This window comes from Terriglobia bacterium (assembly GCA_020072645.1).
GTDB lineage: Bacteria > Acidobacteriota > Terriglobia > Terriglobales > Acidobacteriaceae > Angelobacter.
Map to the genome: position 1 here is coordinate 38,282 of JAIQGK010000012.1, position 24,813 is coordinate 63,094.

The 24,813-nt window shown below is 56.1% G+C and carries 26 protein-coding genes and 1 tRNA gene; 14 read left to right on the top strand and 13 right to left on the bottom strand.

What is annotated here, in order from left to right; genetic code table 11:
• Positions 1-121 precede the first annotated feature (121 nt).
• The 8 genes from ispE to rplI all read left to right on the top strand — a co-directional run bounded on the left by ispE (position 122) and on the right by rplI (position 5,682).
• On the top strand, positions 122-1,147 hold the full coding sequence (ispE, locus tag LAO76_16535) for a 4-(cytidine 5'-diphospho)-2-C-methyl-D-erythritol kinase (protein ID MBZ5492530.1): 1,026 nt from the start codon (positions 122-124) through the stop codon (positions 1,145-1,147).
• 277 nt (positions 1,148-1,424) lie between these two features.
• Positions 1,425-1,498: transfer RNA gene (locus LAO76_16540), tRNA-Gln, on the top strand.
• A gap of 184 nt (positions 1,499-1,682) precedes the next feature.
• Entirely contained in the window at positions 1,683-2,708 is a 1,026-nt protein-coding gene (locus tag LAO76_16545; protein MBZ5492531.1) for a ribose-phosphate pyrophosphokinase, read from the top strand.
• Positions 2,709-2,743: 35 nt separating this feature from the next.
• Positions 2,744-3,454 carry a 50S ribosomal protein L25 gene (locus LAO76_16550; GenBank protein MBZ5492532.1) on the top strand — a complete coding sequence of 237 codons (711 nt, stop codon included), beginning with the start codon at positions 2,744-2,746 and terminating at the stop codon, positions 3,452-3,454.
• A 5-nt stretch (positions 3,455-3,459) separates the two neighbouring features.
• Positions 3,460-4,044, top strand: a complete 585-nt coding sequence (pth, locus tag LAO76_16555) for an aminoacyl-tRNA hydrolase (protein MBZ5492533.1) — start codon at positions 3,460-3,462, stop codon at positions 4,042-4,044.
• Between the two features lie 134 nt (positions 4,045-4,178).
• Positions 4,179-4,574, top strand: a complete 396-nt coding sequence (gene rpsF / locus LAO76_16560) for a 30S ribosomal protein S6 (protein ID MBZ5492534.1) — start codon at positions 4,179-4,181, stop codon at positions 4,572-4,574.
• Positions 4,575-4,720: 146 nt separating this feature from the next.
• Positions 4,721-5,047 (top strand): 30S ribosomal protein S18, encoded by a 327-nt coding sequence (gene rpsR, locus LAO76_16565; GenBank protein ID MBZ5492535.1) that lies wholly within the window; start codon positions 4,721-4,723, stop codon positions 5,045-5,047.
• A 179-nt stretch (positions 5,048-5,226) separates the two neighbouring features.
• Positions 5,227-5,682 (top strand): 50S ribosomal protein L9, encoded by a 456-nt coding sequence (rplI, locus tag LAO76_16570; protein ID MBZ5492536.1) that lies wholly within the window; start codon positions 5,227-5,229, stop codon positions 5,680-5,682.
• A 131-nt stretch (positions 5,683-5,813) separates the two neighbouring features.
• Here the strand turns inward: rplI and LAO76_16575 are convergent, their stop codons facing one another.
• The 8 genes from LAO76_16575 to LAO76_16610 all read right to left on the bottom strand — a co-directional run bounded on the left by LAO76_16575 (position 5,814) and on the right by LAO76_16610 (position 11,271).
• Complete coding sequence (locus LAO76_16575; protein MBZ5492537.1) at positions 5,814-6,359, bottom strand: isoprenylcysteine carboxylmethyltransferase family protein; 546 nt, start codon at positions 6,357-6,359, stop codon at positions 5,814-5,816.
• A 273-nt stretch (positions 6,360-6,632) separates the two neighbouring features.
• Complete coding sequence (locus LAO76_16580; protein MBZ5492538.1) at positions 6,633-6,989, bottom strand: DUF3106 domain-containing protein; 357 nt, start codon at positions 6,987-6,989, stop codon at positions 6,633-6,635.
• A gap of 33 nt (positions 6,990-7,022) precedes the next feature.
• Positions 7,023-7,571, bottom strand: coding sequence for a sigma-70 family RNA polymerase sigma factor (locus LAO76_16585; protein ID MBZ5492539.1), 549 nt, complete (start codon positions 7,569-7,571; stop codon positions 7,023-7,025).
• Positions 7,572-7,641: 70 nt separating this feature from the next.
• The gene (locus LAO76_16590) at positions 7,642-8,394 is read right to left on the bottom strand and encodes a DUF4386 domain-containing protein (GenBank protein ID MBZ5492540.1); all 753 of its coding nucleotides are present in this window, start codon (positions 8,392-8,394) and stop codon (positions 7,642-7,644) included.
• A gap of 33 nt (positions 8,395-8,427) precedes the next feature.
• Positions 8,428-9,357 (bottom strand): ABC transporter permease, encoded by a 930-nt coding sequence (locus LAO76_16595; GenBank protein MBZ5492541.1) that lies wholly within the window; start codon positions 9,355-9,357, stop codon positions 8,428-8,430.
• On the bottom strand, positions 9,354-10,229 hold the full coding sequence (locus LAO76_16600; GenBank protein MBZ5492542.1) for an ABC transporter ATP-binding protein: 876 nt from the start codon (positions 10,227-10,229) through the stop codon (positions 9,354-9,356). Before LAO76_16600 ends, LAO76_16595 begins: the two co-directional genes overlap by 4 nt.
• Positions 10,230-10,233: 4 nt before the next feature.
• Positions 10,234-10,674 carry a GntR family transcriptional regulator gene (locus LAO76_16605; protein ID MBZ5492543.1) on the bottom strand — a complete coding sequence of 147 codons (441 nt, stop codon included), beginning with the start codon at positions 10,672-10,674 and terminating at the stop codon, positions 10,234-10,236.
• Between the two features lie 12 nt (positions 10,675-10,686).
• The gene (locus LAO76_16610; GenBank protein ID MBZ5492544.1) at positions 10,687-11,271 is read right to left on the bottom strand and encodes a hypothetical protein; all 585 of its coding nucleotides are present in this window, start codon (positions 11,269-11,271) and stop codon (positions 10,687-10,689) included.
• Between the two features lie 627 nt (positions 11,272-11,898).
• Between LAO76_16610 and LAO76_16615 the strand changes: the two genes are divergently transcribed.
• From LAO76_16615 to LAO76_16625, 3 genes are all read left to right on the top strand, one after another.
• Entirely contained in the window at positions 11,899-12,852 is a 954-nt protein-coding gene (locus LAO76_16615) for an isocitrate lyase/phosphoenolpyruvate mutase family protein (protein MBZ5492545.1), read from the top strand.
• Between the two features lie 232 nt (positions 12,853-13,084).
• A complete protein-coding gene (locus LAO76_16620; protein MBZ5492546.1) occupies positions 13,085-14,080 on the top strand; it encodes an acetamidase/formamidase family protein in 996 nt (331 codons plus the stop codon).
• A 49-nt stretch (positions 14,081-14,129) separates the two neighbouring features.
• The gene (locus LAO76_16625; protein MBZ5492547.1) at positions 14,130-14,492 is read left to right on the top strand and encodes a phage holin family protein; all 363 of its coding nucleotides are present in this window, start codon (positions 14,130-14,132) and stop codon (positions 14,490-14,492) included.
• 57 nt (positions 14,493-14,549) lie between these two features.
• Here LAO76_16625 and LAO76_16630 read toward each other — a convergent pair whose 3' ends face one another.
• Positions 14,550-15,197 carry a thiamine phosphate synthase gene (locus tag LAO76_16630; protein MBZ5492548.1) on the bottom strand — a complete coding sequence of 216 codons (648 nt, stop codon included), beginning with the start codon at positions 15,195-15,197 and terminating at the stop codon, positions 14,550-14,552.
• A 71-nt stretch (positions 15,198-15,268) separates the two neighbouring features.
• On the opposite strand from LAO76_16630, the gene LAO76_16635 reads away from it, so the two are divergent.
• Positions 15,269-15,673, top strand: coding sequence for a hypothetical protein (locus LAO76_16635; GenBank protein ID MBZ5492549.1), 405 nt, complete (start codon positions 15,269-15,271; stop codon positions 15,671-15,673).
• 128 nt (positions 15,674-15,801) lie between these two features.
• On the opposite strand, the gene LAO76_16640 is transcribed toward LAO76_16635, so the two are convergent.
• The 4 genes from LAO76_16640 to LAO76_16655 all read right to left on the bottom strand — a co-directional run bounded on the left by LAO76_16640 (position 15,802) and on the right by LAO76_16655 (position 22,053).
• On the bottom strand, positions 15,802-16,755 hold the full coding sequence (locus LAO76_16640; protein MBZ5492550.1) for a TIGR00730 family Rossman fold protein: 954 nt from the start codon (positions 16,753-16,755) through the stop codon (positions 15,802-15,804).
• Between the two features lie 38 nt (positions 16,756-16,793).
• Entirely contained in the window at positions 16,794-17,114 is a 321-nt protein-coding gene (locus LAO76_16645; protein ID MBZ5492551.1) for a hypothetical protein, read from the bottom strand.
• Between the two features lie 52 nt (positions 17,115-17,166).
• Positions 17,167-20,238: a tetratricopeptide repeat protein gene (locus LAO76_16650; protein MBZ5492552.1), complete on the bottom strand. Its 3,072-nt coding sequence runs from the start codon at positions 20,236-20,238 to the stop codon at positions 17,167-17,169.
• A gap of 336 nt (positions 20,239-20,574) precedes the next feature.
• The gene (locus LAO76_16655) at positions 20,575-22,053 is read right to left on the bottom strand and encodes a hypothetical protein (protein MBZ5492553.1); all 1,479 of its coding nucleotides are present in this window, start codon (positions 22,051-22,053) and stop codon (positions 20,575-20,577) included.
• Positions 22,054-22,280: 227 nt separating this feature from the next.
• Here LAO76_16655 and LAO76_16660 point away from each other — a divergent pair, with 227 nt between their 5' ends.
• Together LAO76_16660 and LAO76_16665 are read left to right on the top strand one after the other, a co-directional pair.
• Positions 22,281-23,714, top strand: coding sequence for a UDP-glucose/GDP-mannose dehydrogenase family protein (locus tag LAO76_16660; protein ID MBZ5492554.1), 1,434 nt, complete (start codon positions 22,281-22,283; stop codon positions 23,712-23,714).
• A 99-nt stretch (positions 23,715-23,813) separates the two neighbouring features.
• The gene (locus tag LAO76_16665; protein ID MBZ5492555.1) at positions 23,814-24,812 is read left to right on the top strand and encodes a glycosyltransferase family 2 protein; all 999 of its coding nucleotides are present in this window, start codon (positions 23,814-23,816) and stop codon (positions 24,810-24,812) included.
• Position 24,813: the final 1 nt, after the last annotated feature.

Below are 24,813 nucleotides of genomic sequence, written 5' to 3' on the forward strand. Positions count from 1 at the left end.
GCCTACCCGGGTCGTCTCTGGTGCTATAAGGCCCCCTCGCCAAGCTCGAGGTTTCAGAAAAAAGCTGCCCGCTGAGTCACGGGAAAAAACAACATTCTGATTTATCATTGCCAGACACAGTATGGCCACCTCTGTCCGTTCCTTTGCCAAAATCAATCTCGGTTTGAAAATTGGGCCGCTGCGTGAAGATGGATTTCACGAGCTGCGCACCATTTATCAGACAGTCGCGCTGAGCGATCAGGTGCGGGTGGACGTGAACAAGGGCGTGGGCATTGAGATTGCGTGCAAAGATCCGCGCGTGCCCGACGACGAGAGCAACACCTGCTGGCGCGTGGCCGACCGCATGTTGCGGTCACTGAAAGTGCGCGGCAAGGTAAGGATATCGATTGAGAAGCGCCTGCCGGTGCAGGGCGGTCTGGGCGCGGCCTCGTCCAATGCGGTCGCCACGATGCTGGCGCTGGAAAAAGAGTTGAGGCAACCGTTGTCGGCAGCAGAGCGGCTGCGGATTACATCCGAGGTCGGGTCTGACCTGCCGCTGTTTCTGGTGGGAGGCACGGTACTGGGAACGGGACGCGGGGAGCAGGTTTATCCGCTGGAAGACCTGCCCAGCTTCCACTGCGTGATTGCCACGCCGGAAGCAGGCGTCTCAACGCCGGCGGCGTTTGCGGACTGGGACAAAAAATGCGCCGCAGCATTGGCTGACCGGAAGTTGGCCGATGTGAAATTGACGGACAAAGAGAGCTTAGATAGAATAAATACGTTCAGTCGGACGATTTACGAGTGGCTGAACGGGAGTTTTACCGCAACCGGTGTCCCAGGCAAAGGCCGGGACCGGGCCGAGGCACTGCTTCTCGACCTTGTCCGTACCGGGATTGAAAACGATTTTGAAAGTGTCGTTTTCCCTAAGTATCCCGCAATACGCGAGGTCAAACGTGCGCTTGAACGGTCTGGGGCGAAGTACGTGTCGCTATCGGGGTCAGGTTCTGCGGTGTTTGGTCTTTTTGCCGACCAGGAATCAGCGAACCAGGCAGTAAAGAAGCTGGAAGCAAACGATATTCCGGCGCAGGCCACGGTAACGTTGCCCCGGTCAGAATATTGGAAAGAGCTGTTTGGGGCGGGCGAGCGCCGCGCGGAAAAGATCGGGTGACGAGAGATCGGGTGATCTGTTGATCGCCGTCATCGGGTGATCGGAAACCAGCGGTTGTGGATGTACAAAACTTGTTTCACGCCCGATTGAGCGTGGATGGTGTGCGGTTTTTGATCGTATCCCCGGGGTTGAAATGTGTAAGCCCTTTAGATTCCTAGTTGAGTAGGAGGGGGAAGGGTGCCCCTTTTGGAGATCGGGTAATCCGGTGATCGCCGTGATCGGGTGATCGGAGAGCCAGAACCGCACAGCCGAGGGCGACTGTGCCACACGAGTTTTTTGGGCCGTCGACTAATGGTAGGTCAAGTGCCTTTGGAGCACTTTGTCTAGGTTCGAATCCTAGCGGCCCAGCCAAGTTAATCGCCGAGATCGCGCGTGATCGCCGTGATCGGGAAAGCGCGATGCCTGTTAGCGACGGACAGTTTTAAGTTGCAGCATAGTCACTGCTTGCAGAGTTGGGCTCAATCAAGTCCGGAGGCTCTGTGAGTAAACAGCAATCCAGTGTGTAGCAAACCAGCTCATACGGAGTGAAAAAGCCATGGCGACGATAGCGACAGCAACGGAAAAACCGGAGAAAAAGCAGGAAATGCAGCCGAAGGAGCACAAACCTCAACGCTCGCGCGCAGACGATAAGTTCAAGATCTTCTGCGGCACAGCGAACGAGGCCCTGACCGACGAGATTTGCGCCTTCCTGGGCATGGAACGCGGCAAAGCGACGGTCACGCGCTTCTCTGACGGCGAGGTTTACATCCAGATTATGGAAAACGTGCGCGGCGCCGACGTGTTCGTCGTGCAGCCCACGTGCTTCCCCGTGGATGAACATTTGCTCGAGCTGCTTTTGCTGGTGGACGCGCTGAAGCGCGCATCGGCCCGGCGCATTACCACGGTGATTCCGTATTACGGCTATGCGCGCCAGGACCGCAAGGACAAACCGCGCGTTCCGGTGTCATCAAAGTTGATTGCTGATTTGCTTACCACGGCGGGTGCGCACCGCGCGCTCGTGGTAGATCTGCACGCGCCGCAGATTCAGGGCTTCTTCAATATTCCGGTGGACCACCTGTTCGCTTCGCCGGTGCTGGTGGACTACTTCAAAAAGATGCAGTTGCCGAACCTGACCGTGGTTTCACCGGACGCGGGCGGCGTGGAGCGCGCGCGCTTCTTTGCCAAGAAAGTTGACGCCGCGCTGGCCATTGTTGATAAGCGTCGCACGGACATGAACGTGGCCGAGGTAATGCACGTGATCGGCGACGTGCGCGGGCGGACGTGCTTGATTATCGATGACATTATTGACACGGCAGGCACTCTGGTGAAAACGGCGGATGCGCTGATGAGCGCCGGAGCTTCAAAGGTTTATGCCTGCGCGTCGCACCCGGTGCTGAGCGGGCCGGCAATTGACCGCATATCGAAGTCGCAACTGGAACAGGTGATTGTCACCAACACTATTCCGCTTACGGGCGCGGCAAAGAACGAGCCCAAGATCAAAGTTCTGTCGATTGCCGGCCTGCTGGGCCGCGCAATCCAATCCATACACGAAGAGACTTCCGTCAGCTCGCTGTTTGCATGAGCGTCTGAGGGAAGCGGAGAAGAAGGAAGAGACAAATGAGTGCACAGGTAGAAGTTGTTGAAGCCCAACCCAGGCCGGACAGTTCGCGCGGCAAAAACGAAGCGCGGCGTTTGCGCGTGAGCGGCCGCGTGCCGGCAGTGGTTTATGGCGCCAAGAAAGATACCGTGGCGGTAAGCGTTGATCCCAAAGTGATTTCACGGATCCTGTCTTCTGCGAGCGGCCACAACACGATTTTTGACCTCCAGGTTGGCAGCGAGAAGACCAAAGCCATGATCGTGGACTGGCAGTTTGAGCCGATCCGCGGCAGCATCCTGCACATTGACCTGAAGCGCATTGCCATGGACGAAAAGATGCGTGTAATGGTGCCAATCCATCTGGTGGGCGAAGCCCCGGGCGTGAAGCAGCAGGGCGGAATCATGGACCAGATCATCCGTGAAGTGGAAATTGAGTGCCTGCCGGGCGATATTCCAAGCCACATTGATGCGGATGTTTCCACGCTGGAGTTTGGCGTGGTGCTGCGCGTAAAGGATCTGCCACATGGCGGCAAGATCAAGTTCATTACCCCTGAAGACCAGGGCGTGGCGCACGTGACGGCTGTGAAGGAAGAAGTTGCGGCAACGCCTGAGGCAGCAGCGGAAGCTGCGGCAGCGGGTCCGGCTGAGCCTGAAGTTATTAAGAAGGGCAAGCAGGAGACGGAAGAGGGCGCTGAAGCCGAAAAAGCTCCTGCCGGCAAAGAGAAGAAGTAGCCGCGGTGAAGCTGATCGTTGGGTTGGGAAATCCTGGTATCGAGTACCAGTTCACGCCCCACAATATTGGCTTTCTTGCCGTTGACCGGATCGCCGAGCAGTGCGGAGTAATGATCGATAACCGGCACTGCAAGGCGCTGACGGGCAGGACCAGAATCGGAAACGAAGAGGTCCTGCTGGCCAAGCCGGAGACTTACATGAACCTGAGCGGCATGTCAGTACTGGAGCTGGTCAGGAAGTATGAAGTTGAACCGCAGCGGGACTTGATGGTGATTTATGACGAGCTTGACCTGCCTCTGGGAATGATCCGGATCAGGGCGCGGGGTTCGTCGGCCGGGCACAACGGAATGCAGTCGATCATTAATGCGCTGCAGACCGAAGAAATTGGGCGGATCAGGATTGGCGTAGCGCCAGATGATCCGCGAAAAGGCGGAGCGAAATATATACTCGCGCCTTTTCGCAAGTCGCAGATGGTGGCAGTGGATGAAGCGCTGGACCTGAGTGCGGAAGCGATGCAGGTGATTGTGAATGAAGGCATCCTGATCGCCATGAATAGATTTAACCGGAAGAACAGTGAGAGCGGTACTTAGTAAGACCGCAATTTTTTGAAATCTAAAGCCGCGAAGCCGGTTCACGCGCTGAGCGGCGCGCTTCAAGTGCGGAAGGAGCTTACGGTACACCAGGCTCTAAAGCGGTTTGGAGCGAAGCGACAAACGGAGAAGACATGCAAAGATCTTATGAAGTGATGTTTATTGTACGGCCTGACCTGTTGGAAGAAGACATGGACAAGCTGATTGCAACGCTGCAAGGCCATGCCACCACGGCCGGGGCAACGATACAGAACACGGAAAAGATGGGAAAGCGGCGCCTGGCGTATGACGTCAAGAAATTTTCTGACGGCCAGTACGTGCTGTTTGTCCTGCAGGCTGACGGCAAGGCCATACACGAACTGGAGCGCCGCCTGCGCGTCTCTGAGCCGGTGATCAAATTCATTACCGTGCGTACCGACGAAGAAAAACAGCGGCTGGACAAAGTGCGGAAGCTGCGCGAAGCCAAAGTAAAGAGACCGCCGGCAGGATCACAGCAGGCGGAAGCGGCGGCGGAAGCAATTAGCAGTTAGCAATTGGCAATTAGCCTTTGCCGCCGATGTGCTGGCAGCTTCGATGAAGCAAGCCAAAGATTGAAAAACCGGACCTTTTGAACCGGAAATGAACTTATAAAAGAAAAAGATTTGCGCGCGTGGAGCGCGCTGCTTGAAGGAGAAACATGGCTGACGACAATCAGGAAGTATCAACACCATCGCCCCGGCCGCAGGGCGGAAGGCCGGATGGTCCGCGACCCGATCGTGGACCGGGTGGCCGCGAAGGCGGCGGACGGAAATTTTTCCGTCGCAAAAAGGTCTGCAAGTTCTGCGTGGAAAAGATCGACGACATTAACTATAAGGATGTGCGCTTGCTCGGCCAGTTTGTGGCGGAACGGGGCAAGATCGTTCCACGGCGGTTGACCGGGGTGTGCACGCCGCACCAGCGCAGGCTAACCTCTGCGATCAAACGGGCGCGCAATATTGCATTGCTGCCGTTTGCCGCGCGGTAGAGAGACGATTCATCGCGGAGGCGCAGAGAACAGCAAAGGTGAATTTCATCTTTCGTTACTGCGTGTGGCGTTCACCGAAAGTTTGGAGACACCATACAAGTGTCAGGGCATGACTTTAGTCGTGTCGTCAGCGGTCGAAAACGAACTGGGGCTTTAGCCCGCTAACTGGAGATTCTGAAATGGAAGTCATTCTGAAAGAAGATGTTCCCAAGCTGGGCCACCGTGGCGAAGTTGTGAAAGTCGCCGAAGGTTACGGCCGCAATTACCTGTTGCCGCACAAGCTGGCCATTGAAGCCACTGCGGCCAACCGCGTCGTGATCGAGCAGATGAAGCAGTCTGCCGTGCGCAAGTCAGCTGTTGAAAAAACCGCTGCCGACTCACTGGCGCAACAACTGGATGGCACCGCACTGAGCTTCCAGCGCAAAGTCGGCGAGAAAGATCATCTGTTTGGATCGGTCACCACGTCTGACATTGCTGAAGCGCTGGAGCGCAAGGGTTTCAACATTGACCGGCGCAAGCTGCAGCTCAATGAGCCGATCAAGAGCCTGGGCGAGTTTGAAGTGCCGGTGCGCCTGCATCGCGACGTGACCAGCAAGATCAAGGTTACGGTGGAGAAGGAAGCGGAAGCGAGTTAATTGCCGAAATTGCCTCGAGTTGAATCGAAGTTCGGTGACTGAGGCAAAGCGAGAAGTATTTACCGCGGATCACACGGATTTGCGCAGATCAGCGTCAATCGCGAGGGTCCGCGGTTTCATTTTGTTGAGCTTCACAGGAGTTTTGGAACAAACTTCTTGGTGCGCTGCATGTAGGCGCGATAGGGTGCGCCCAGGGTCTCAAGCAACGCGCGTTCCTCCACGCGCACTCGATAGGTGTAAGCCAGGATGGCGCCGCTCAGAACGATTGCCACGCTCAGCCAGTTGCCCAGTGCAAGCATGCTTCCGGCGAACAGCAGCATGCCGGCCGTGTAAGACGGATGCCGCACCCAGCGATAAGCGCCCCGTTCAATGATTTGCTGGCCGGGATTGACTACGACAACGGCGGTAAAGGACTTCCCCAACATGCGGAAACAGTGGCGCCGCAACAAGCTTCCTGTAATCATGGTCCCAAGCCCGATCCAAAACCAGAAGCGCTGGTGACGAAGCATGCCAAATCGGATATTGAACGCGATGGCGAAGCCGGCGCCCATCGCCAGCCCCTGTAGCGCCATCACGAGGCGAAATGAACCTGCGTCCTGCGGCCCGAGCAGCGAGCGTGTGCGCAGATTGAGGATGAACTCCGGAATGTACGCCCAGGCAAACACCGCCCAGTACATGGCTGCATATGGCCAATAATTAATCAGCGGAGTAGGAATTTGTTTTCTCCGATCGATAGAGCATTGCGGGAAACAAGCATGATTTTGTAATCAGGATCATATCGCGGATTTACGCTGGTCATGGCGTAGATTCGGCATGAGTTCATCAGGACCTCATCATCCCTCGGAGTTGCCTTTGCTGCCTCCATCAACTGCAATTATTCCGATGGTCCATATCGTGGGCAAACAGTCGCTTTGATAGGAAGCTCCGAGGAGTGCGCCCCAGGCGCAGCTTCATTGTCCCTGGCCTTCGCCAGCGGATGGACCAAAGCCGCAACGTCCGCGCCAGCTCTGCCGCAACCGTTCACGCTCTTCGGGCGTCATGCGATCCCAGCGCTCATCCATGCGCTCCTGCATGCGGCGACGCATATTGGAACGAGTCCCGCGAAAACCATGTGCGCCAAAAAGAATCCGGCACAGCGCCAGAATTCCAATGGCCTGCCAGAAGGTAATCTGTCGCCAGCCGAACAACATTGGCAGCAGCCAATTCCACAGGCGCATGACGATTTCCCCGCCGATGAAGACAAAGAGCGCTATACCTACAATTGCCGCCGGAACAACCCAAAATAATTTTCGCTTTCCTCTGGTCATATCAGTTACCTCATGCTTTCAAAAATTATGGCTTCATAATTCGTCATAAATACTTCGCAAACGCTCGCGCAGTTGCAGCACCGCATAGCGTTTGCGCGAGAGCAGCGTATTCACGCTCACGCCGGTTTCTTCCGCCAAGTCCTTAAAGCTGCGCCCTTCCAGTTCATGTGCGACGAACACTTCCCGTTGCTCGTCAGGCAGTTCATTGAGCGCAAGTTCCAGTTCATCCAGAAGCAGATTACGGAAATAGAGCGCTTCCGGCCCGGCATCAGGCGAAGGCAACAGGTCTTCGATCAGTAACAGCTCGCCCTCTTCGCCTTCAACCGCCGTGTCGCTAAAGCGCTCCGGCGTCTTCTTTCTGAAGAGATCGGTAATGCGATTGCGCGCCACGCGAAAAAGCCAGCCGGTAACGTGGTCAATCGGCATCAGCAGGCGATTGGCTTCTACCAGCCGGTAAAAGACATCCTGAAGAACGTCCTCAACGTCGCGAGGATCAGCCACGCGCCGGCGGATGAAGTTGCGCAACCGGGAACCTTCCCGCTTCACCACTTCGGAAATCCGCTGGTCCTGTTCGAGTGCCATGTGATCTACGCTCGCCACGACATCCCTCTACCCGTGTAGACGAATGAGGGGCGCGGATATTGTAGGCGCGCTAAGTTGCTGAGGACGATGGGCCGTATGAGGTACTGGACTTGGTTGGCGTGGGCGCATTGATCCCCTTAATCAGCAGCCAAAGTCCCACAATCACTTCAAAGATAGCAATCGGGATTCCTGAGCGGGCCCTACGCAGCGGAGCATCAGCTAAAGAAGAGAACACAATAGTGGACAAAGGCACTAACGTCGGCACCAGAGACGCAAGAATCCCCAAGGCTGCCAACAGCCGAGGAATATAACGCGACTTGAACCAAAGGTAGCAGAACATGGTCGAACCGAGTCCAAAGAACAAGGCGGCAACCCGATTTCCGCCGGCATCCAGGCTGATCAACAATCGGGCCAGCGATTGCAACTGCTCCGTGTTCAGCGCTGGCAAGGAATTGGAGCTGGTTAGAGAGTGCACTGCCGCGAAATCGGTCCCAACCGTGGCCGCAGCGATGGCGCATTCCACCAGACGCCAGAACGCTGCAAGCAGGGCCAGCGTCCTGTTAACAGGCTTGAGTATGCCGTATAGAGCCACTACCAGCATGACGCTGGCGGCTAACATAACCAGATCGCCGGCGATGCCAATCCGAAAAAGCTGCTCATGCGCAGCAATATTGCCGACGGTGTGAAGGGCATCTCCCCGCACGATCAAACAGCCGCGTACATAAAATTCAGTAAGGTTCGCAATAAGGATTGTGAACAGGTATAGGATGCCGGCTGCTTTAGCGGCTTTGCGTTGTGACTCGTTGACGGTGTAGATCGCCATTTTGTTTCCTGATCAAGCTATCACAGCGGCCAATCAGATCGGCCCGCGATAGCGGCGCAGGCGTACAGCGATGGCTAGAAACACCGCAGCAACCGCCAGTCCTGCCCAGAGTCCTGGCTGGCCAAAGAAATGGTGCGGAATAAGCGTGCTCATGAGATCCGCATTCCGGGACATCGTCATCTCGGGATCCGGTGGCCCCATCAGCCGTACTTTTAACAACGACAGAAAATACGTGGTATTGAAGGCAATTTTTTCCACGCCCCAGATCACGAAGGGCGGCAGGACGGCCCATACAAATGGCGCCCGCGGCGCCGCGGCGGAGACCAGCAGCAGCCACGCGTAAAGAGGCGCGTACCAGAGCCCATGAACGGTGAGCATGTGGTAAAAGAGGTCGAGCGTGGAACGAAAGAAAGACTGTTGTGTCCACAGTGCGGCGATGTTTGCGCCGCTTCCGACCAATACAGCACTGGCCAGCAGCAGCATGATGAACTGCGTAACCACCGCGATGGCATAAGAGAGCACCGGGATAATCAACAGCGGAATCGCAAACTTGGAAAGAACTGTGGTGAGATCGGAGACCGGCATCGATTTCCAGAAGAGGATGCTGCGGTCGCGACGTTCGCCGTAGAGCGCGTCCAGCGAGTAAAAGATTCCCACGACAAGAGCGATCCCCATGATCAGGGCCGCTGATAATTCGTGGGGCAAGGCGAATGGCTTTTGAAGGTCCCGCAGGTTGATGGCCCACGTGCTGCCGTGCATGCGGTGCCGCAGAGTAATCAAATTAATCAGGAGAGCGATCAGGAAGATGACGGCTGCAGCGAGCGGCGCGATATAAATCAGGCGGTTCTCCCAGAGCTCACGCCGCACAGACCAGTAAAAGCCCTGGGCATAAGAGATCGTCCGGGGAACGCTTGCCTGCGTGCTGAGCGAAGGTTCTGGCATGGCGATGTTTGGAGTGTTCATACAGCGGCTCCTTTCGGCTGGCCTGCATGGTTGCCCACCACGGCAACGAATAAGTCAGCGATGCTGGACGTGCGCATTTCTCCCAGAGCGGCCAGTTGTCCGCGGTCGACACGATCAAACAGCATCACGCTGCGGCCAAGCGTCTCTCGCTCATGAATCGGTTTGAGCGCACGCGCTGCCGCAACCTGCGCGGGATTCACCGTGACTTCCACGTAACGCGACTCGATCTCTTCCATGCTGCAATCCAGCACAATGCGGCCGCGATCCATGAACATAAGATCGGTGAGGACATTCTGTAGCTCATCCACCTGGTGCGTGGTGACCACAATGGTGCGGTTGCGATCAAAGTAGTCATTCAGCAACGAATCGTAAAATTGTTTGCGATAGAGAAGGTCGAGGCCTAGCGTGGGCTCGTCCAAGACCAGTAATTTCGCGTCGATGGCCATCACCAATGCGAGATGCAGTTGTGCCACCATGCCCTTGGACAGATGCTTCACCTTGCGGTCGCGGCCGATGGTTGTCCGGGCGAGAAAGCTCTCTGCCTTGGCGCGATCAAAGCGCGGATGCACGCCGGCAACGTAGTCGAGCGCCTGAGAAACCTTGATCCAACGCGGCAGCACGGCGACATCGGCGATGAAGCAGACATCGCGCGTGAGCTCATCGCGCTCGGTCCATGGGTTACGCCCAAGTACGCGCAGTTCGCCCTGGTAGGGAGTGAGGCCAAGAATCGCGTTGAGCGCGGTGGTTTTGCCCGCGCCGTTGGGGCCGATGATGCCGAGAATACGGCCATCTTCCACGCGCAAGTTGATACCGTCCAGCGCGACAGTGGTTCCAAATGATTTGCGGAGACCGCGAGCTTCTATGCATGCCATAGCTTCAGCGCTCCTCTTTTTTTGTGGGATTCGAGCCGGGGGGATTCGAGTCGTCGGTTTTTTGGGGTGCGGAATCGGAAGAAGATTGGGCTGGGCCGTCGCCGTTCAGTAGTTGTTCCACCTTCAGGCCAAGTCGTTGAATGGTTTCCCGTATCCTCGGCCAATCGTCGGTTAGAAATTTCTGCCGCTCACCTTGCAGCAGCAAATCGCGCGCGCCGGGATTCACAAACATGCCAAGCCCGCGCCGGGTTTCCACCAGGCCATCGTCTACCAGTTGCTGATAACCCTTGAGGACCGTGAGCGGATTGACCCGATATTCGGCGGCGACGGTGCGCACCGAGGGCAGCGGATCGCCTTCTTTCAGGACTCCGTCGAGGATCATTGCGACGACGCGGTCCCGCAGCTGGCGGTATATCGGCTGGCTGTCATTCCATTCACGGTCCATCAGGTTTTCCAGTTATTTCTGTGAGATTTCCGCTTGTTTGTTTACGCGCTGCAAGTCCATGTGCGCATGCATCAGCTTGTCGCCCTTCATCTTAAAGGTCCAGTCCTCGGTGTGATGGTTCGCGTCGATAAAGGTGAAAACCGCGTGTTCCATATGGCCATACTGCGTGTTGCCGGCGACGTCAAGAAAATCGAATTCCAGGGTTTTGCCGTCCGGCGACGTCCTGGCCGCCATGCGGGGCCGGTTGCCGGCGTCACAATAATGCGTGAGGATCAGGCGGTCGTTATCCAGATAAAACATGGTGACCGGATGGTCGTACTTGGTGGGATCGTCTTTTCCCATCTCGCCCATTTCATGCACCAGCGCGTTGCCGCGGGAGGTCACGCGCAGAGTAACATCGCCGATCGCGCCATTGCCCATTTCTTTCACCGGCGGGTCGGTGGTGACTGTGGCGTGCCAGTTACCGGCGAGAGTCTTAAGTTGATCGAAAGATTTTTGCGCGTCAGACTTTGGCGCATTGGGTTGAGCAGAATGCTGGTGCGCGTCAGCCTGGGCAAAAGCCAAGGTGGAAATTGAAAGTGGAAGCATCGACATCAGAACCACGCAAAGAGTCAAGCGAAGCGATTTCATATAAATCTCCTTTTTCTCAAGCGGCCCGGCTGACCGCGATTACTGTTATACTTAACTATAACACTATATAACAGTCAATAGATGTTTTCTTGCAACAGCATGCAGGCCATTGAAAATAAAGCGAATATATTTTCTGGCATCAGCCCGAAAGCACGGAAAGGTATTGATTGGAAGTTACGCGAGGATCGCTTTTTTCTGGGATTTGCAGGCTTTGCGCCCAAGTGTCGGGCTTGGTAGGGCCTACGGTTCGCTGCTTTAGAGATAGCGGGCTTTAGCCGTTGCGGGCCACGAGGATTTTTCTTCTATGCATACTGCATCTTGGAAGTTCTCGCGAGAGACATTACAACCTAGTGTGGTGTCTCTGAAATAACTCGGACAATGCATGCAATAAACAAATCATTGTGGACCGCAGCCGCCCTCGGCTGCGCGGAATAATCTTTTGGGCAAGCAAGTATCGAGGCCAACTCTTTGTAAAGGTAATTGTGAGACATCACAACCTAGCAACGCCGTCAACCTCTTTAAAGCCGCTACCGTCTATGACATTTAGCCAGAGTAACCACCTCTTTCCTGCCGTTCCGCTATCATTCCTTCGTTATGACTCCTGAACCTCGCACGCCCGTTTCTCAGCCTTCTGCAACTGTGTCTTCTGCCACGCTCACGCTCGCACAAAAAGCTGAGCAGCTGCTTGAGCTGCATCACGCCCCGCAACCGCTCGTCCTCATCAATGTCTGGGACGCAGCCAGCGCCGCCATGGTTGAGCATTGCGGTTTGCCCGCCATCGCCACCAGCAGCGCCGCCATGGCCAACGCTCTCGGCTTCCCAGATGGGCAGTACCTTCCCTGGGCGCAGATGCTTGAGGCTGTCGCCCGTGTCTGCCGCGCCGTCAAAGTGCCCGTCACTGCGGATATTGAATCCGGCTTCGCCGCCAACGTTACAGCCCTTGAAAATTCCATCACCCAGATCATTCAGGCAGGCGCCGTGGGCGTGAACTTAGAAGACGTAATGCCCGCCAACCCCGTTCATCAAACCGCCGATTCTAAAAATGCCGAGGCTGTCCGCCACGGCAATCCGCTGTTTCCTTTGCAGGAACAAATCGCGCGCATTCAGGCCGCACGGCACGCGGCCCAGGCGGCAGGAATTCATCTCGTCATCAATGCCCGGACGGACGCCTATTGGCAAGCCGGCGTCGAACCCGCTGAGGCCATGCGCAACACCCTTGAGCGAGGCAAAGCCTATCTGCAGGCCGGTGCCGACTGCATCTTTATTCCCGGCCTGCGCAACCCCGAGCACATCAAGACAGTCATCGATTATCTGCGCGCCGTTCATCAGGAGCCCGCGATCAATATTCTGGCTGGCCCGGGCGTGCCGTCGATCCCCGAATTGGCAAAGCTCGGAGTCAAGCGCGTGAGCTATGGCTCCGGCCCGCATCGCGCAGCCATGCGCCTGCTGCGCCGCATGGCCGAAGAAGCCAAAACCTCCGGAACATTTAAGGCGCTGACAGAAGGCGCAGTGCCATATGAGGAGATGAATGGGTTGATGGGCACGTAGCTTAGCAAAAGAATCATGGATGGGAGTGAAAGCAATCGTGTCCTGAAGAGGCGACGGAATCCCGTCGGCTTTCCATCTAGAGTTCCCCATCTCCAATCAAGCTCCCCCTGCTCGCGCCAAACTCTTGCTCTTTGCCTCTCGCCTGTGTAAGCATTCTCCCTTCACTTCTTGGAGGCACATGCGCTCTCTCTTCTTCCTGATTCTGGCTGTTCCCGGTTTGGCCGCGACACAGATGAAACCCGGCCTGCCGCTGGGTTCGCACGAACAACGCCCGCCGCAACATTTCAAGCTGCCGGCCACGCCCAAGACCGTTGCCTGGGGTTATTACGATGCAGCCGCGCCCCCGGTCCTGCGCATACACTCCGGTGACACCGTGGAGTTCGACACGCTGATCACCAACAGTCCCACGGGGCTGGAGAAAGCCGGAGTCGCGCCTGACCAGGTGGAGCAGAGCCTGCGCGATATTTATAAAGAAGTAACCAATAAAGGCCCCGGCGGACACATCCTGAATGGCCCTGTCTATATTGAAGAAGCCGAGCCCGGCGATACGCTGGAAGTCCGCATTCAGAAAATCGACTTGGCCATTCCTTACGCTTACAACGCCTTTGGCCCCACGCGCGGCTTTCTGCCGGAAGACTTTCCTTATCGCAAGATGAAGATCATCCCGCTCGACAAAGACCGCATGGTCGCCAAATTTGCGCCCGGCATTGAGATTCCTCTGCATCCGTTTTTTGGCAGCATGGGCGTTGCGCCGCCGGAAGGTTTTGGCCGCATTGACAGCGCTCCTCCCAGCCTACACGCCGGCAACATGGACAACAAAGAACTCGTCGCCGGAACCACGCTGTTTCTGCCGGTGCATGCCCGCGGCGCGCTCTTTGAAATCGGCGACGGACACGCCGGCCAGGGCAATGGTGAAGTGGACATCACCGCGCTGGAAACTTCTTTGGTCGGAACGCTGGAGTTCATCGTGCACAAAGGCACGGGACAGAAATATCCGCGCGCTGAGACGCCCACTCATTACATCAGCATGGGCTTTCATCCTGAGCTGCATGAGGCCACGCGCATTGCCGTGCGTGAGATGATCGATTTCCTCGTCAGCGCCAAACATATGACCCGCGATGATGCTTACATGCTCACCAGCGTCGCAGGCGACGTGGACATCACGGAGCTGGTGGACGGCAATAAGGGAGTGCACGTAATGATGCCGAAAGCCGTGTTTGTGAAGTAATTCTTTGCAATAATGTATTCAGGCATTCTGCCAGAGAGGACGGAACAATATGCGACTGCTGCTGCGCTGGCTTATCAATGCTGTATCTTTGTTGATCGTCGCGTACATCGTTCCGGGCTTTGAGTTGCACGGCTTCGGCGCAGCGTTGATCGCAGCCATCGTTTTCGGAATTGTAAACGCGACGCTGGGCTTGGTGCTGAAGGTCATCACCTTTCCCTTAACGATTCTCAGCTTCGGCCTCTTTCTGATCGTGATCAACGCCATCATGCTCAAGATGGCTGCCTCAGTCACTCCAGGATTCATTGTCCATACCTGGACCGCCGCCCTGCTTGGCGCGATTGTCCTCAGCCTTGTCTCGGCTTTCTTGAACTGGCTGATCAAAGACAATCGCCGCCTGGAAACGCGGCGCTAAGCGCAAGCTACTTGAATTTCGCCCGCCACTGCAGCCGACAACAGGAAGCAGTATCTTTTAGGCCTGCATAGATCGTAGCTTCCTCGTGATCGCTTGCACATCATTTTGTTGAAATAGCCGTATCGCCGCGATTCCTGCCGCTCCTGCCGCCGCGCACTGCCCCGCATTTTCCAGCGTAATTCCGCCCAGCGCCCAGACCGGCATCCGCGGCTGCGCTGCTTCTGTGCGATGGCATATCCGCCGCAACTGCTCCAGACCTTCCAAATTCGCCGAGCCGCTCTTCTCAAACACCGGCCCAAACACGGCAAAGCTTGCGCCATGCGCTTCAGTGCTTGCCACTTCAGCGGCCGAATGCGTGGAAACCCCAATCACCGGCTCACTCTTCCCCACGCGCGCAAATATAGATCGCGCCTCGCTCGCCGATAAATCATTCGCCGGAAGATGTACGCCATGCGCACCGCAGGCCAGCGCCACATCGGTTCGCGCATTGATCAACAACTGCGTTCGCGATCCTGAAAGCACCGTCATGGCCTTCAGCGCCAAGGCTTCCAGCGTTCGAGTCTCCAGGTCTTTTTCCCGCAGCTGTATGTATTCCACCCCAGCGGCGGCGCACTCGGCAATTTTCGCCAGCAGCCGCTGTTCCTGCTCATGGCCATCACCGGGAAACTGCCGCCGGTCCGTGATGTAGTAAAGCTGCAAGGGCACTGGCCAGCATTGTAATTGGCACGACCGGCTCCGCAAGGCAACTTGGCAGGCGCAAAACTACTCTCTTAAGAGTGCCTCTCACGCTGCAACTCGTATGGCTTTTTGCGCTTGCGCTCCCCATTGCCTGCATCGCCTGGACTGTCACGCATGAAGAGGTCTTCCGCGAGCCGCGCGAATATTGCGTCCGCCAGAGTGAGAGCCATCCCAATCCTGCGTGCCGCAAGTTCTTTTTCCTCTTTACCTGCGAATTCTGCTTCAGCCATTACGTAACGGCGTTTTTCCTCGTGCTCACACATTACAAGCTGCTGTTCCCTGACTGGCGCGGCTACCTGATCGCCCTCTTCGCGCTCGTCTGGATTGCCAACCAATACATGAGCGTTTACGCTCACCTGCGTCTCGATATCCGCAAAGACCGCGTTGAGATCAAGCACGTGGAAAAGAAAGTTGAAGAATTGGAAGAGCGGAAAGCGGCTTAGCCAGTACTTGGTATTTAAGTACTTGGTACTTAGCGTGTGACTCGAAAACTGCACTCTGGATTCAAAGAAGCCGCTTGGATCTTTCAGGAATTGCTAAATACCAAATACCAAGTACTAAATGCCGATTTTCACGGCAGCGTCTTTGCGATCTCCGGGCCTTCATCCGCTGCCGCGTGTTTTGCAGGCTGCGGTTGCAGATGGAACTTGGTCAAGCCTTCTTTCAGGACCTCAAATGCTTCTTCCGGGGTATCCACCACGGTAAAGCCGTTCACGTCTTCCGGGGAGATGGTCCCAGCATCGGCCAGCGCTTCAAGATTCAGCACGCGGTTCCAGTATTCCCGGCCATAGACGATCACCAGGATTTTTTTGGCCAGCTTGTGCGTCTGCGCCAGCGTAAGAATTTCAAAAAATTCGTCCAGCGTGCCAAAGCCTCCAGGAAAGACCACCAGCGCCTTAGCCAGATACGCAAACCAGTATTTGCGCATAAAGAAATAATGGAACTCAAAATTCAGTTCCGGCGTGATGTACCGGTTCGGATACTGCTCAAACGGCAGCCGGATATTCAGCCCAATCGTCTTTCCGCCGGCTTCGCGCGCGCCACGGTTCGCCGCTTCCATAATTCCCGGACCGCCGCCAGAGGTCACTACAAACCTGTGGCGTCTGCCGGGCAGTGTGAGCGTCCATTCCGTAAGCTTGGCGGCTAGTTGGCGCGCTTCTTCGTAATAGCGCGCCATCTCCACTCCGGCATGGGCGCGCTTCAGGGCTGCTTGCAGGGCATCGCCATCTTTGCCGCCGGGTTGTTGTTCTGGTGAAGCTGGTTTAGCTGATCCGGGCTTTTCCAGGATCGTCAGGGCATTCTGCGCGTCGGGCAGGCTGGCAAAGCGCGCGGAGCCAAAAAATACCACCGTATCCTGGATCTTTTCGCGCCGGAAGCGTGATAGCGGTTCCTGGTATTCCGAAAGGATGCGCAGCAACCGTCCGTCCGGGCTGTTCAGGAACTCAGGATTGAGGTAAGCCATGGGAGCGGGAAGCAGCTCCGGCAAGGACCCTTCATCGTCAGGATTTTTATTACTGTTTGCCATTCAATCTGTCTGCTAATAAATGTGCTAAAAATGCCCGATCAAACTCGATCGCGGTACCGTACAGCTTCCACCACTCCCAGCCATATATCCAGCAGGCCGAGCCCGGAGACCGCTCCGCGTACAAAACCCGATTGCACCAAATTCTGAAAGCCGGCCCATTGTGATGTCCATCCATCGCTGAACCAGAACCGCGTCCAGGGAAGCACGATCAGCACCAATCCTAATTCGATGCAGAATAAAACATATACCACCACAAAGACCCGCTGCAGCCACACGGGCATTTCAGCGGTGTTTTCCGGAGTGGGCCCGGTAGGTTGCGCCGGGGTGGGGTCTTCGAGATTCGTGGAAGTAGTTTTCAAGCGATTAGGAATTTGTTGTTTAGTTTTCTTTAATTGGATGCAATAGAGGATTTTATGCTTTCAGCGCCTTTATCCGGCTGGCCACGTCGCGAAAATCGATATTCGAGCCATAGACTTCCATGAAATTCGTCAAGGCGGCTTTGTTGTCTCCGGCGGCCTGATAAGCCGCTCCAAGATCATAATAAATGCTGCAGCGGCTTCCGCTGTCCAGTCCCGGTAGTTGCAACGCTTTTTGGTACCACCGGACGGCCGCTTCCGGCGCGCCTTTATCTACCAGACACTGCGCCAACCAGGTCAACGCCTGTATGGGTTGAGAGAACGGCGCACCGCGGTCCACCGCGTGGCAAACCTTTTGCAATTCGCCGATCGCCTCATCCAGCAGGCCCATTTCCTTGAACGCGATGCCCAGGTTGTAATGCGTTTCCGGATCTTCCTCAGGCTCAGCCGCTTCAGAGGTCTCTTCCTGCAGTTCAGAAAGAATGTCGCTCAGCACATTGGCGGATTCCGTATCCTTCATGTCGCCATTGGAGCGCTTGTCGATTGCCGGCACGGCAGCCGCTGCCATCGCCGGCGCGGGAGTCGGCGCAGAGGGAGGTCTGTGAGTTTCCTTCGGTGCAAAATCCGCAAGGTCTGACTTCTCCAGGTCCTGCAGAAAGTCGCCAAGAATATCCTCTGTTGACTGTGCAGCAGCCTGAGCGGCTGGCTGCGAGGGAACCCTGGCCGGCGGCTCAACGATATCGAGAACATTTTCCAGGTCCATCGCGGGCGCAGCCTGCGCAACGATCGGTCGATCTTCGATGACCGGCGCCGAAGGCTCCGCAACTTCTATGGGAGCAAACGCGGCAGGAGCTTCTTCAGTCTCTATCGGCGTAGCTTCCGCGGCGGCAGGCGTCGCCTTTGCTTGCTGTCCCTTTGAGACCTGGGATATCAGCTCGGTTACTTCAGGAGCATCAGGCGCAAGCTCGGTCAAATCCAGAATTGCCGCCTTGGCCTGGTCCCACATTGCTTGCGAAATGTAGAAGTGGATTTCCTGGATTTTGTCCGCAACCTGCGCGGAAAGGTCCGGCTGCTCGGGCTCGGTCGAAACCACTTGTTCCAGCGGCACTTCCGCCGGCATTGCCGGCTCCGCCAGAATCTCCTGGTAGGACTGCACTTCAAGCGCGGGAGCCGGGGACTCTTCCGGCTCAACCTCAATCATCTCTTCCCACTCGTTAGAAATGTCAATCTCAGCAGCTTCAGGCGCAGCCGCGCGTGGAGTAGGTGCGTCAATGGCCACCGGCTCAAAACTTACTCCTACAGGCGGGGGAACTGGCTCGTCCGCCGGAGCAACGTTAATCGGCGCACTCACTGCGGGCTCAGGCTCAGCTTCAACCATATCAGCCGCATCGAATGAGAACTCCTGCACTGAAGGCGCAGCTTCTGCTTCCATTTCCACCGGCGCTTCAGCCACAGGCTCTGGCGGTGGAGCAGGCTTGGTCTCAGCCGGCAAGGGCGGCCATGAGGGTTTGGCTGCTGCTGGCGTTGGCGGTGGAGCGACGGGCGTGACAGGAGCGGCAGTCGCGGGCGCTCGCAAAGAAAATTTCTTTGCCGCTTCAAGATATTTTGCCGCTTCCGCCGGATGGCCCAGCTCGTCATAGATCTTACTCAGGTTCTGGTACATTCGCGCGGCATCGGCAAAGCGTTCAGCGCGGACATACAAGCTGGCCAGACGCTGGTTCAGATTCACGTCCTTTGGAGCGAGCGGCAACGCAGCTTCCAGGGGCGGAATTGCCTTGGCAGGGACGTTGTAAGAAACATACAGCTCGGCGTCCGTCAGCGCGGACTCGATGGCCTTTTCCGTTGGCGGATCGTAACTCTGCTGCACCGGTGTGGCTGTTTCGTCCAGCTCCTCCACCATGAAGGCCTGCGCGGCTTCCTCCGGGCTCAGGATCCGCGTAGCGGAATCTTCTCCCAGCTTAGCCAGCATCTGTTTGTAATTCTGGGTATGGAGCGCGTTTTCGGGCTCCATTTCTGTGAGTTTCTTGTAGAGATCGCGCGCCTCAGTGAAATTACCTTTTTGCGCCGCCGTGTGCGCCTGAATCTCCATTACCTCGGCGGTCTGCGCGTGTCCGCCTGACTTGTTTGTGAGCCGGTTCAAAATGGCCAGAGCCGCCGGATTGTTCTGGACGCGGCTAGTCAGCGGGCCAAGCGTCTCCTGCAACGCCGCCGGATTGCCCCCGAACAGGCGTTCCGCATGCTTTTCATACAGGCGCAGCGCGCTCTCCTCGCGATTGTTGGTCACGTACCACTGCGCCACCGTGCTCACGCCTGTCGTGTCATTGTGCTTTGTCAGCAGCTTCTCGGCGACTTCTTCCACTCCATCCGCGTTGCCCGTATGAAGCTTAGCGCGTAAAAGCGCCCTCAGGCCGTCTGGCCGCGAATCGATGTCAGTGACCTGCTCCAGATAGATGACCGCAGCCTGGCTGTCGCCGGCCTCCACGGAAATCATTCCGCGCAGCATTAGCGCGCCTGTATTGGTTGGATCAAGAGCAAGCACTTTGCCCAGCGCTTCTTCCGCCGCGGTGTAAGAACCACGCGCATAAAGCGACTCAGCCGCACTGAAATAAATGTTGCGGGCTTCATCTTTCTTGCCAAGCTTCGTGTATAGATCGGCCAGCTTGGCCTGCGTGTGGGCATTTTCAGGATCAAGTTCCAGTATTTTCTGGAACACCCTGGCCGCCTGCGCGTTGTCGCCCGACTTTAAAAGATGGTCGGCCACCTGCATGTAGTGGACGCGGGCATCGTTATAGAGCCCCTGCTGCCCATAGAGCTCCGCCAGCTTGGTGATATTTTCGGCGTTGTAAGGGCCAATCTTGGTCAGCTTCTTGTAAATGGCAATCGCCTTCACGGCAAAGCCATTCTGCGCGTACTGGTCGCCAACTTTTTTAAAGTAATATGTGGCCTGATCGTTGTTGCCCACGCGCGCGTAGAGGTCCCCAATCGTATTCAGGACCGTCAGGTCCTTGGGGTCTTCCTTAATGACCTTTTCGTATTCAGAGATCGCATTGGGCAGCTTCCCTTGCTGGACAAACTTCTCCGCCTGCGCCAGGACCTTTACTTTGTTGAAACCAAACCCGAGTGCCATAAAAAATCAATAATCCGAAGGGGCAGCCTTTCCAAATGCCGTGGGAAATCGCGCGCAAGTGTAATTGGGGCTAAAGTACCACAGAAAAACGGCGAAACCCAAGCCACATGGGGCAATCGTTAGTGCATGTCGGTTATTTACCTTAAAGGTTCAGGTAAGTCCCCGCAATTCCGGCAGAAGCCCTGCGGTTTGAGTTTAAACCATGCGAGGGAGCACTTTCGTAGGATCAGGCCCCTAGGCCTTCAACCAGGATGTCTTTGAGGACGCCCCAAAGAGACACCCCGCCTATGGGCGGGGTGAAATTTAGCTCTTCTAACCGACTTCTGGAGATTGTGGCTAGGGCGTCGGTGGGTTTTTCGTCGGGGCGGACGCTAGATCTGCATTGCACGGCAGATTCACCGGCTGGCTGGCCGGGGATGGAGGACTCAAGTTGGGAGAAGAGAAATCAAAGAACTCTTCCATGTCCGCCTGGGCCGCGTCGCGAGCGTTGAGGCTCGGGAGATTGAACCGCTTCTCTACAAACTTCAAGACGGCGGTATAGTCCATGGGCGTGTGTGAGACGTAATGGGGCTTCGCAAATGGTGACACGATAATCAACGGCACGCGGAATCCCGTACGTATGAAATCGTCCGGAGGATCATTCGGTCGCAAGTCTCTGGGCTTGATACCGTCTGGACTGGGAACGTGCATGATGGGGGCGTCCGTTGGATACTTGCCTGGGCCAACCGCCTGGCCAGTTGCGCCGATCGACAATTCCTGGATCGGCCTCCCATCAATCATAGGGCCGACGTGATCAAATAGTCCTCCGTTTTCATCGAAGGTCTCAATGAAGATCGAATCTTTCCATGAAGGGCTGTTAATCAGCGCGACAAAGAGCGAATTCATGAAGGCCGCCCCAGGCTGTATGTTGTTGGTCTTTCCCGGATGCTCGTCACGCCCGGAGGAAAATCCCGGCTCAATGTATGAATACGCCGGCAGGGTATTGTTTTGCACATCTGTCAGAAACTGAGAGATGGGAACGATGTGGTCTTGCACTGTGGTCACGTAGGGCTGAAAGTTACGCAGTGACGTAATCAACTTTCCATCCGGCTGGCGATCGACGGAATAAATCTTCCATGAGATGCCTGCCGCGTCCAGAAGCTGAAAAATCGTCTTCGCGGTGAGCGTGGTGCCAGTGACCTGAGGCGGTTGCACCAAGCCTTGTGATGTGGCTGCCATGGCGTAAAGCCGGGTGTCTTCCGTCTGGGCCGGCTCAGGATTGTAGAAGCGATCAGAGGTGGCAAATTGTGTGGCGAACCAATAAGGCGAAGGCAAATCAGATTGGGTGTAATGGCCCATGGAGCGTACGCCTTCTGTATCTGGATCGCCGTCGAAAATCGCTCCCTGACCCGCGGTATGGACAAAACCATCCAAAAGGAGAGGAGCGCTGTCACTGGTATCAAAGCGGTTGGCGTTGCCATGGCTCTCCAGCCATGCTGCCGACGTGTTGTAGATGCAGCTCGTCGCCAGATGGAAAGTGGTAATTATGTCTCCATCGTCAGCGGGATTGGTGAAATCGTTTTCCAAATCATCGGCATCTCGTCCCAGGCCCAGACTCGCGCGATAGTCATTAATCTTGCCGAAGTAAGAGTCGAAAGACCGGTTCTCCTGCATCATGAAAATGATGTGGTTCACGCTCTGTAGCGAACCGGCGGGAGTGGGGGATGGCGTTGGCGATGCTGAGGCGCCGATGCCCAGTCCCTGGCATCCTGTGAGAAGAGTGAGAGACAACACAGCAAAAACAAGGGTAAGCGCGAGTTTTTTGGGCTGAGTCATAAAGGCCTGAAGGGGACAAGTCGTCCGCAACTTGCTGGGCTCAGAGCGGTTCGAGCAGCAGCTCTGACCATGGAATGAGATGTTGCCTCTCAGCGCGAAGTTGGATGTTGCTGGATTTACTTAGTTTTGACATCCCAAGCAGGTGTTCTGACATCTGAGGTTTTTAGCTGCTCTCAACACACTTTTGTTGAGGACAAACTTCGTTTAGGACCCTGGGGACCCGTTAAATGAGAATTGCAGTTGTAGGATCAGGTTATGTCGGGCTGGTAGCAGGAGCCTGTTTCGCTGAATTAGGCCATCAAGTTGTTCTGGTCGATAACGATGAACGCAAACTTGCCGAACTCCAACGCGGCGAGTGCCCTATCCATGAAAAATTCCTTCCTGAGCTGCTTGAGCGCCATCGCGGCAAGAGTCTGGATTTTACCGGCGATCTGGCAGACGCCGTGCGTCGTAGCCAGCTGATTTTCATCGCCGTAGGTACGCCGCCCAAGGATGACGGTGACGCCGATCTTTCTTATGTCGAATCAGTTGCCCAGGGCATTGCCTGCGCCATTGACGACTATAAAGTCGTTGTCGAAAAGAGCACGGTTCCGGTTTACACCAACAGCTGGGTAAGAAAGATCATGCTGTTGAACGGCGCGCCCGCTGAGCTGTTTGACGTTGCCTCCAATCCGGAGTTCCTGCGTGAGGGAACTGCCGTGGCAGACTTCCTCTATCCTGACCGCATTGTGGTGGGCGCGGATAGCGACCGCTGCGCTGACCTGCTGGCCGAGGCCTATCAGCCTCTGGTGGATGGCAGTTATTTCAAGAAACCTGACGCAATCCCCGGCCCGGTGACCGGCCCGTTTAAGGCAAATTTGCTCCGCACCAGCGCCAAGAGTGCAGAGCTGATCAAGCACGCCTCCAATGCTTTCCTGGCCATGAAAATCTCCTTCATTAATGCCGTTGCCAGTGTCTGTGAAGCCGTGGGGGCGGACGTGGAGCAGGTGCGTGAGGGAATCGGCACAGATTCACGCATCGGTCGCCGCTTTCTTTCACCCGGTGTCGGATACGGCGGCTCCTGCTTCCCCAAGGATCTTCTGGCGTTCCGTTCCGTAGCCCGTGAGAACGGCTGCCACTTTGGGCTCCTCGATGAAACCGTAAGAGTGAATGAAGAGCAGCGCAACCGCTTCCTGCGCAAAGTGCGCAAAGCCCTCTGGACCTTAAAAGGCAAGAAGCTCGGCGTGCTTGGCTTGGCCTTCAAGAATGGTACTGACGATCTTCGAGAGTCGCCCGCCGTGTCCATTATTAAGTCGCTTCTTAAGGAAGGCTGCTCTGTCACCGCTTATGATCCGGCCGCAATGGAGCGAGCCGCAGAGGAATTCGGACCGAACAGCGCTGTGAAATTCGCCAGCGGCCCTTATGAAGCTCTGGAAGGCGCTGATGCCTGTCTGGTCCTCACCGAGTGGGAAGACTTTGCTGCTCTTGACCTTGCCCGAGTCAAGCAGTTGCTGCATTATCCCATTGTGGTGGACGGCAGAAACCTCTTTAAGCCGGCTTTGATGGAGACCGCAGGCCTTAATTACTACAGTGTGGGACGCCCTGACGTTGTAGGCGAGCGCGCGGTCACGATCAAGGCTTCTTTAAAAGCAGAAGCAGCAAAACAGAACGAAGCAGCCTAGATTTTATGCGGAGGCCGTGAAAGCGCGGTTTCACGGTTCTTCGCCAAGACCCAGGCAATAAGAACGCAGTCAGTAAAAAAGTTTCTCTGGAGTTGGGCCATGCTTTCCGTTGTAGTTCCAATTTATAACGAAGAAGAAAACATTCCTGCTTTTCACACCGCGATACGCTCCGTGATGGAGGGTATGGAAGAGCACTGGGAGGTCATTTACGTTAACGATGGCAGCCGGGACAAGTCACTCTCACTGCTGGTAGAGATTCAACAGCGCGATCCGCGCGTAAGTGTGGTGGAGTTTTCGCGCAACTTTGGCCATCAGGCGGCCCTCACCGCGGGACTCCAAGTTGCCAAGGGCGACGCCATTATGCTGATGGACGGCGACTTCCAGGATCCGCCGGAAGTCCTGCCTCGCATGGTCAAAGCGTGGAAAGATGGCGCGAAAGTAGTCATTGCCGAGCGTTCTAGCCGCGCGGAAACCGGACTTCGCGGCAAGCTCTTTCCCCTGTTTTACAAAGTCATGGGCCTGATCTCGGATTTCCCCATCCCTCTGAATGCGGGGATTTTTGGCCTGCTGGACCGCCAGGCAGCCGATGCAATCAATAATCTTTCAGAAGGAAACCGCTATCTTCCCGGGCTGCGCGCATGGGTGGGCTTTCCGACGGCAATCGTCTATTACGAGCGCGCCGGACGGGCCGCGGGCGAAGCCAAACAAACGCTTCCCAAGCTCTTCAAGTACGCCATGGATGCGATTTTCAGCTTCAGCTATAAGCCCTTGCGGCTGGGAATGGTCCTGGGCGGAATAGTGCTGGCTTTTACGCTGTTTCTCTCTCTAGTGAATTTAGGCAATACCGTTTTCCATCTGAAATATTTCGGCATAATCCCGGGAGCGGGACACATTGGCACTCTTCTCGCCATTCTATTTCTGGGAAGCGTCCAGCTCATTTGCACGGGATTGCTGGGTGAATACATCGGCCGGATCTATGATGAAGTCCGCCGCCGCCCGCTTTATCTGGTTCATAAGCTTCATCAGTCAGAGGCAGAGGGCGTGCTGGTTTACAAGACGGAGAAAGTGCTGGCGGCAGTCCAGGATTCCGCAGCGTAAA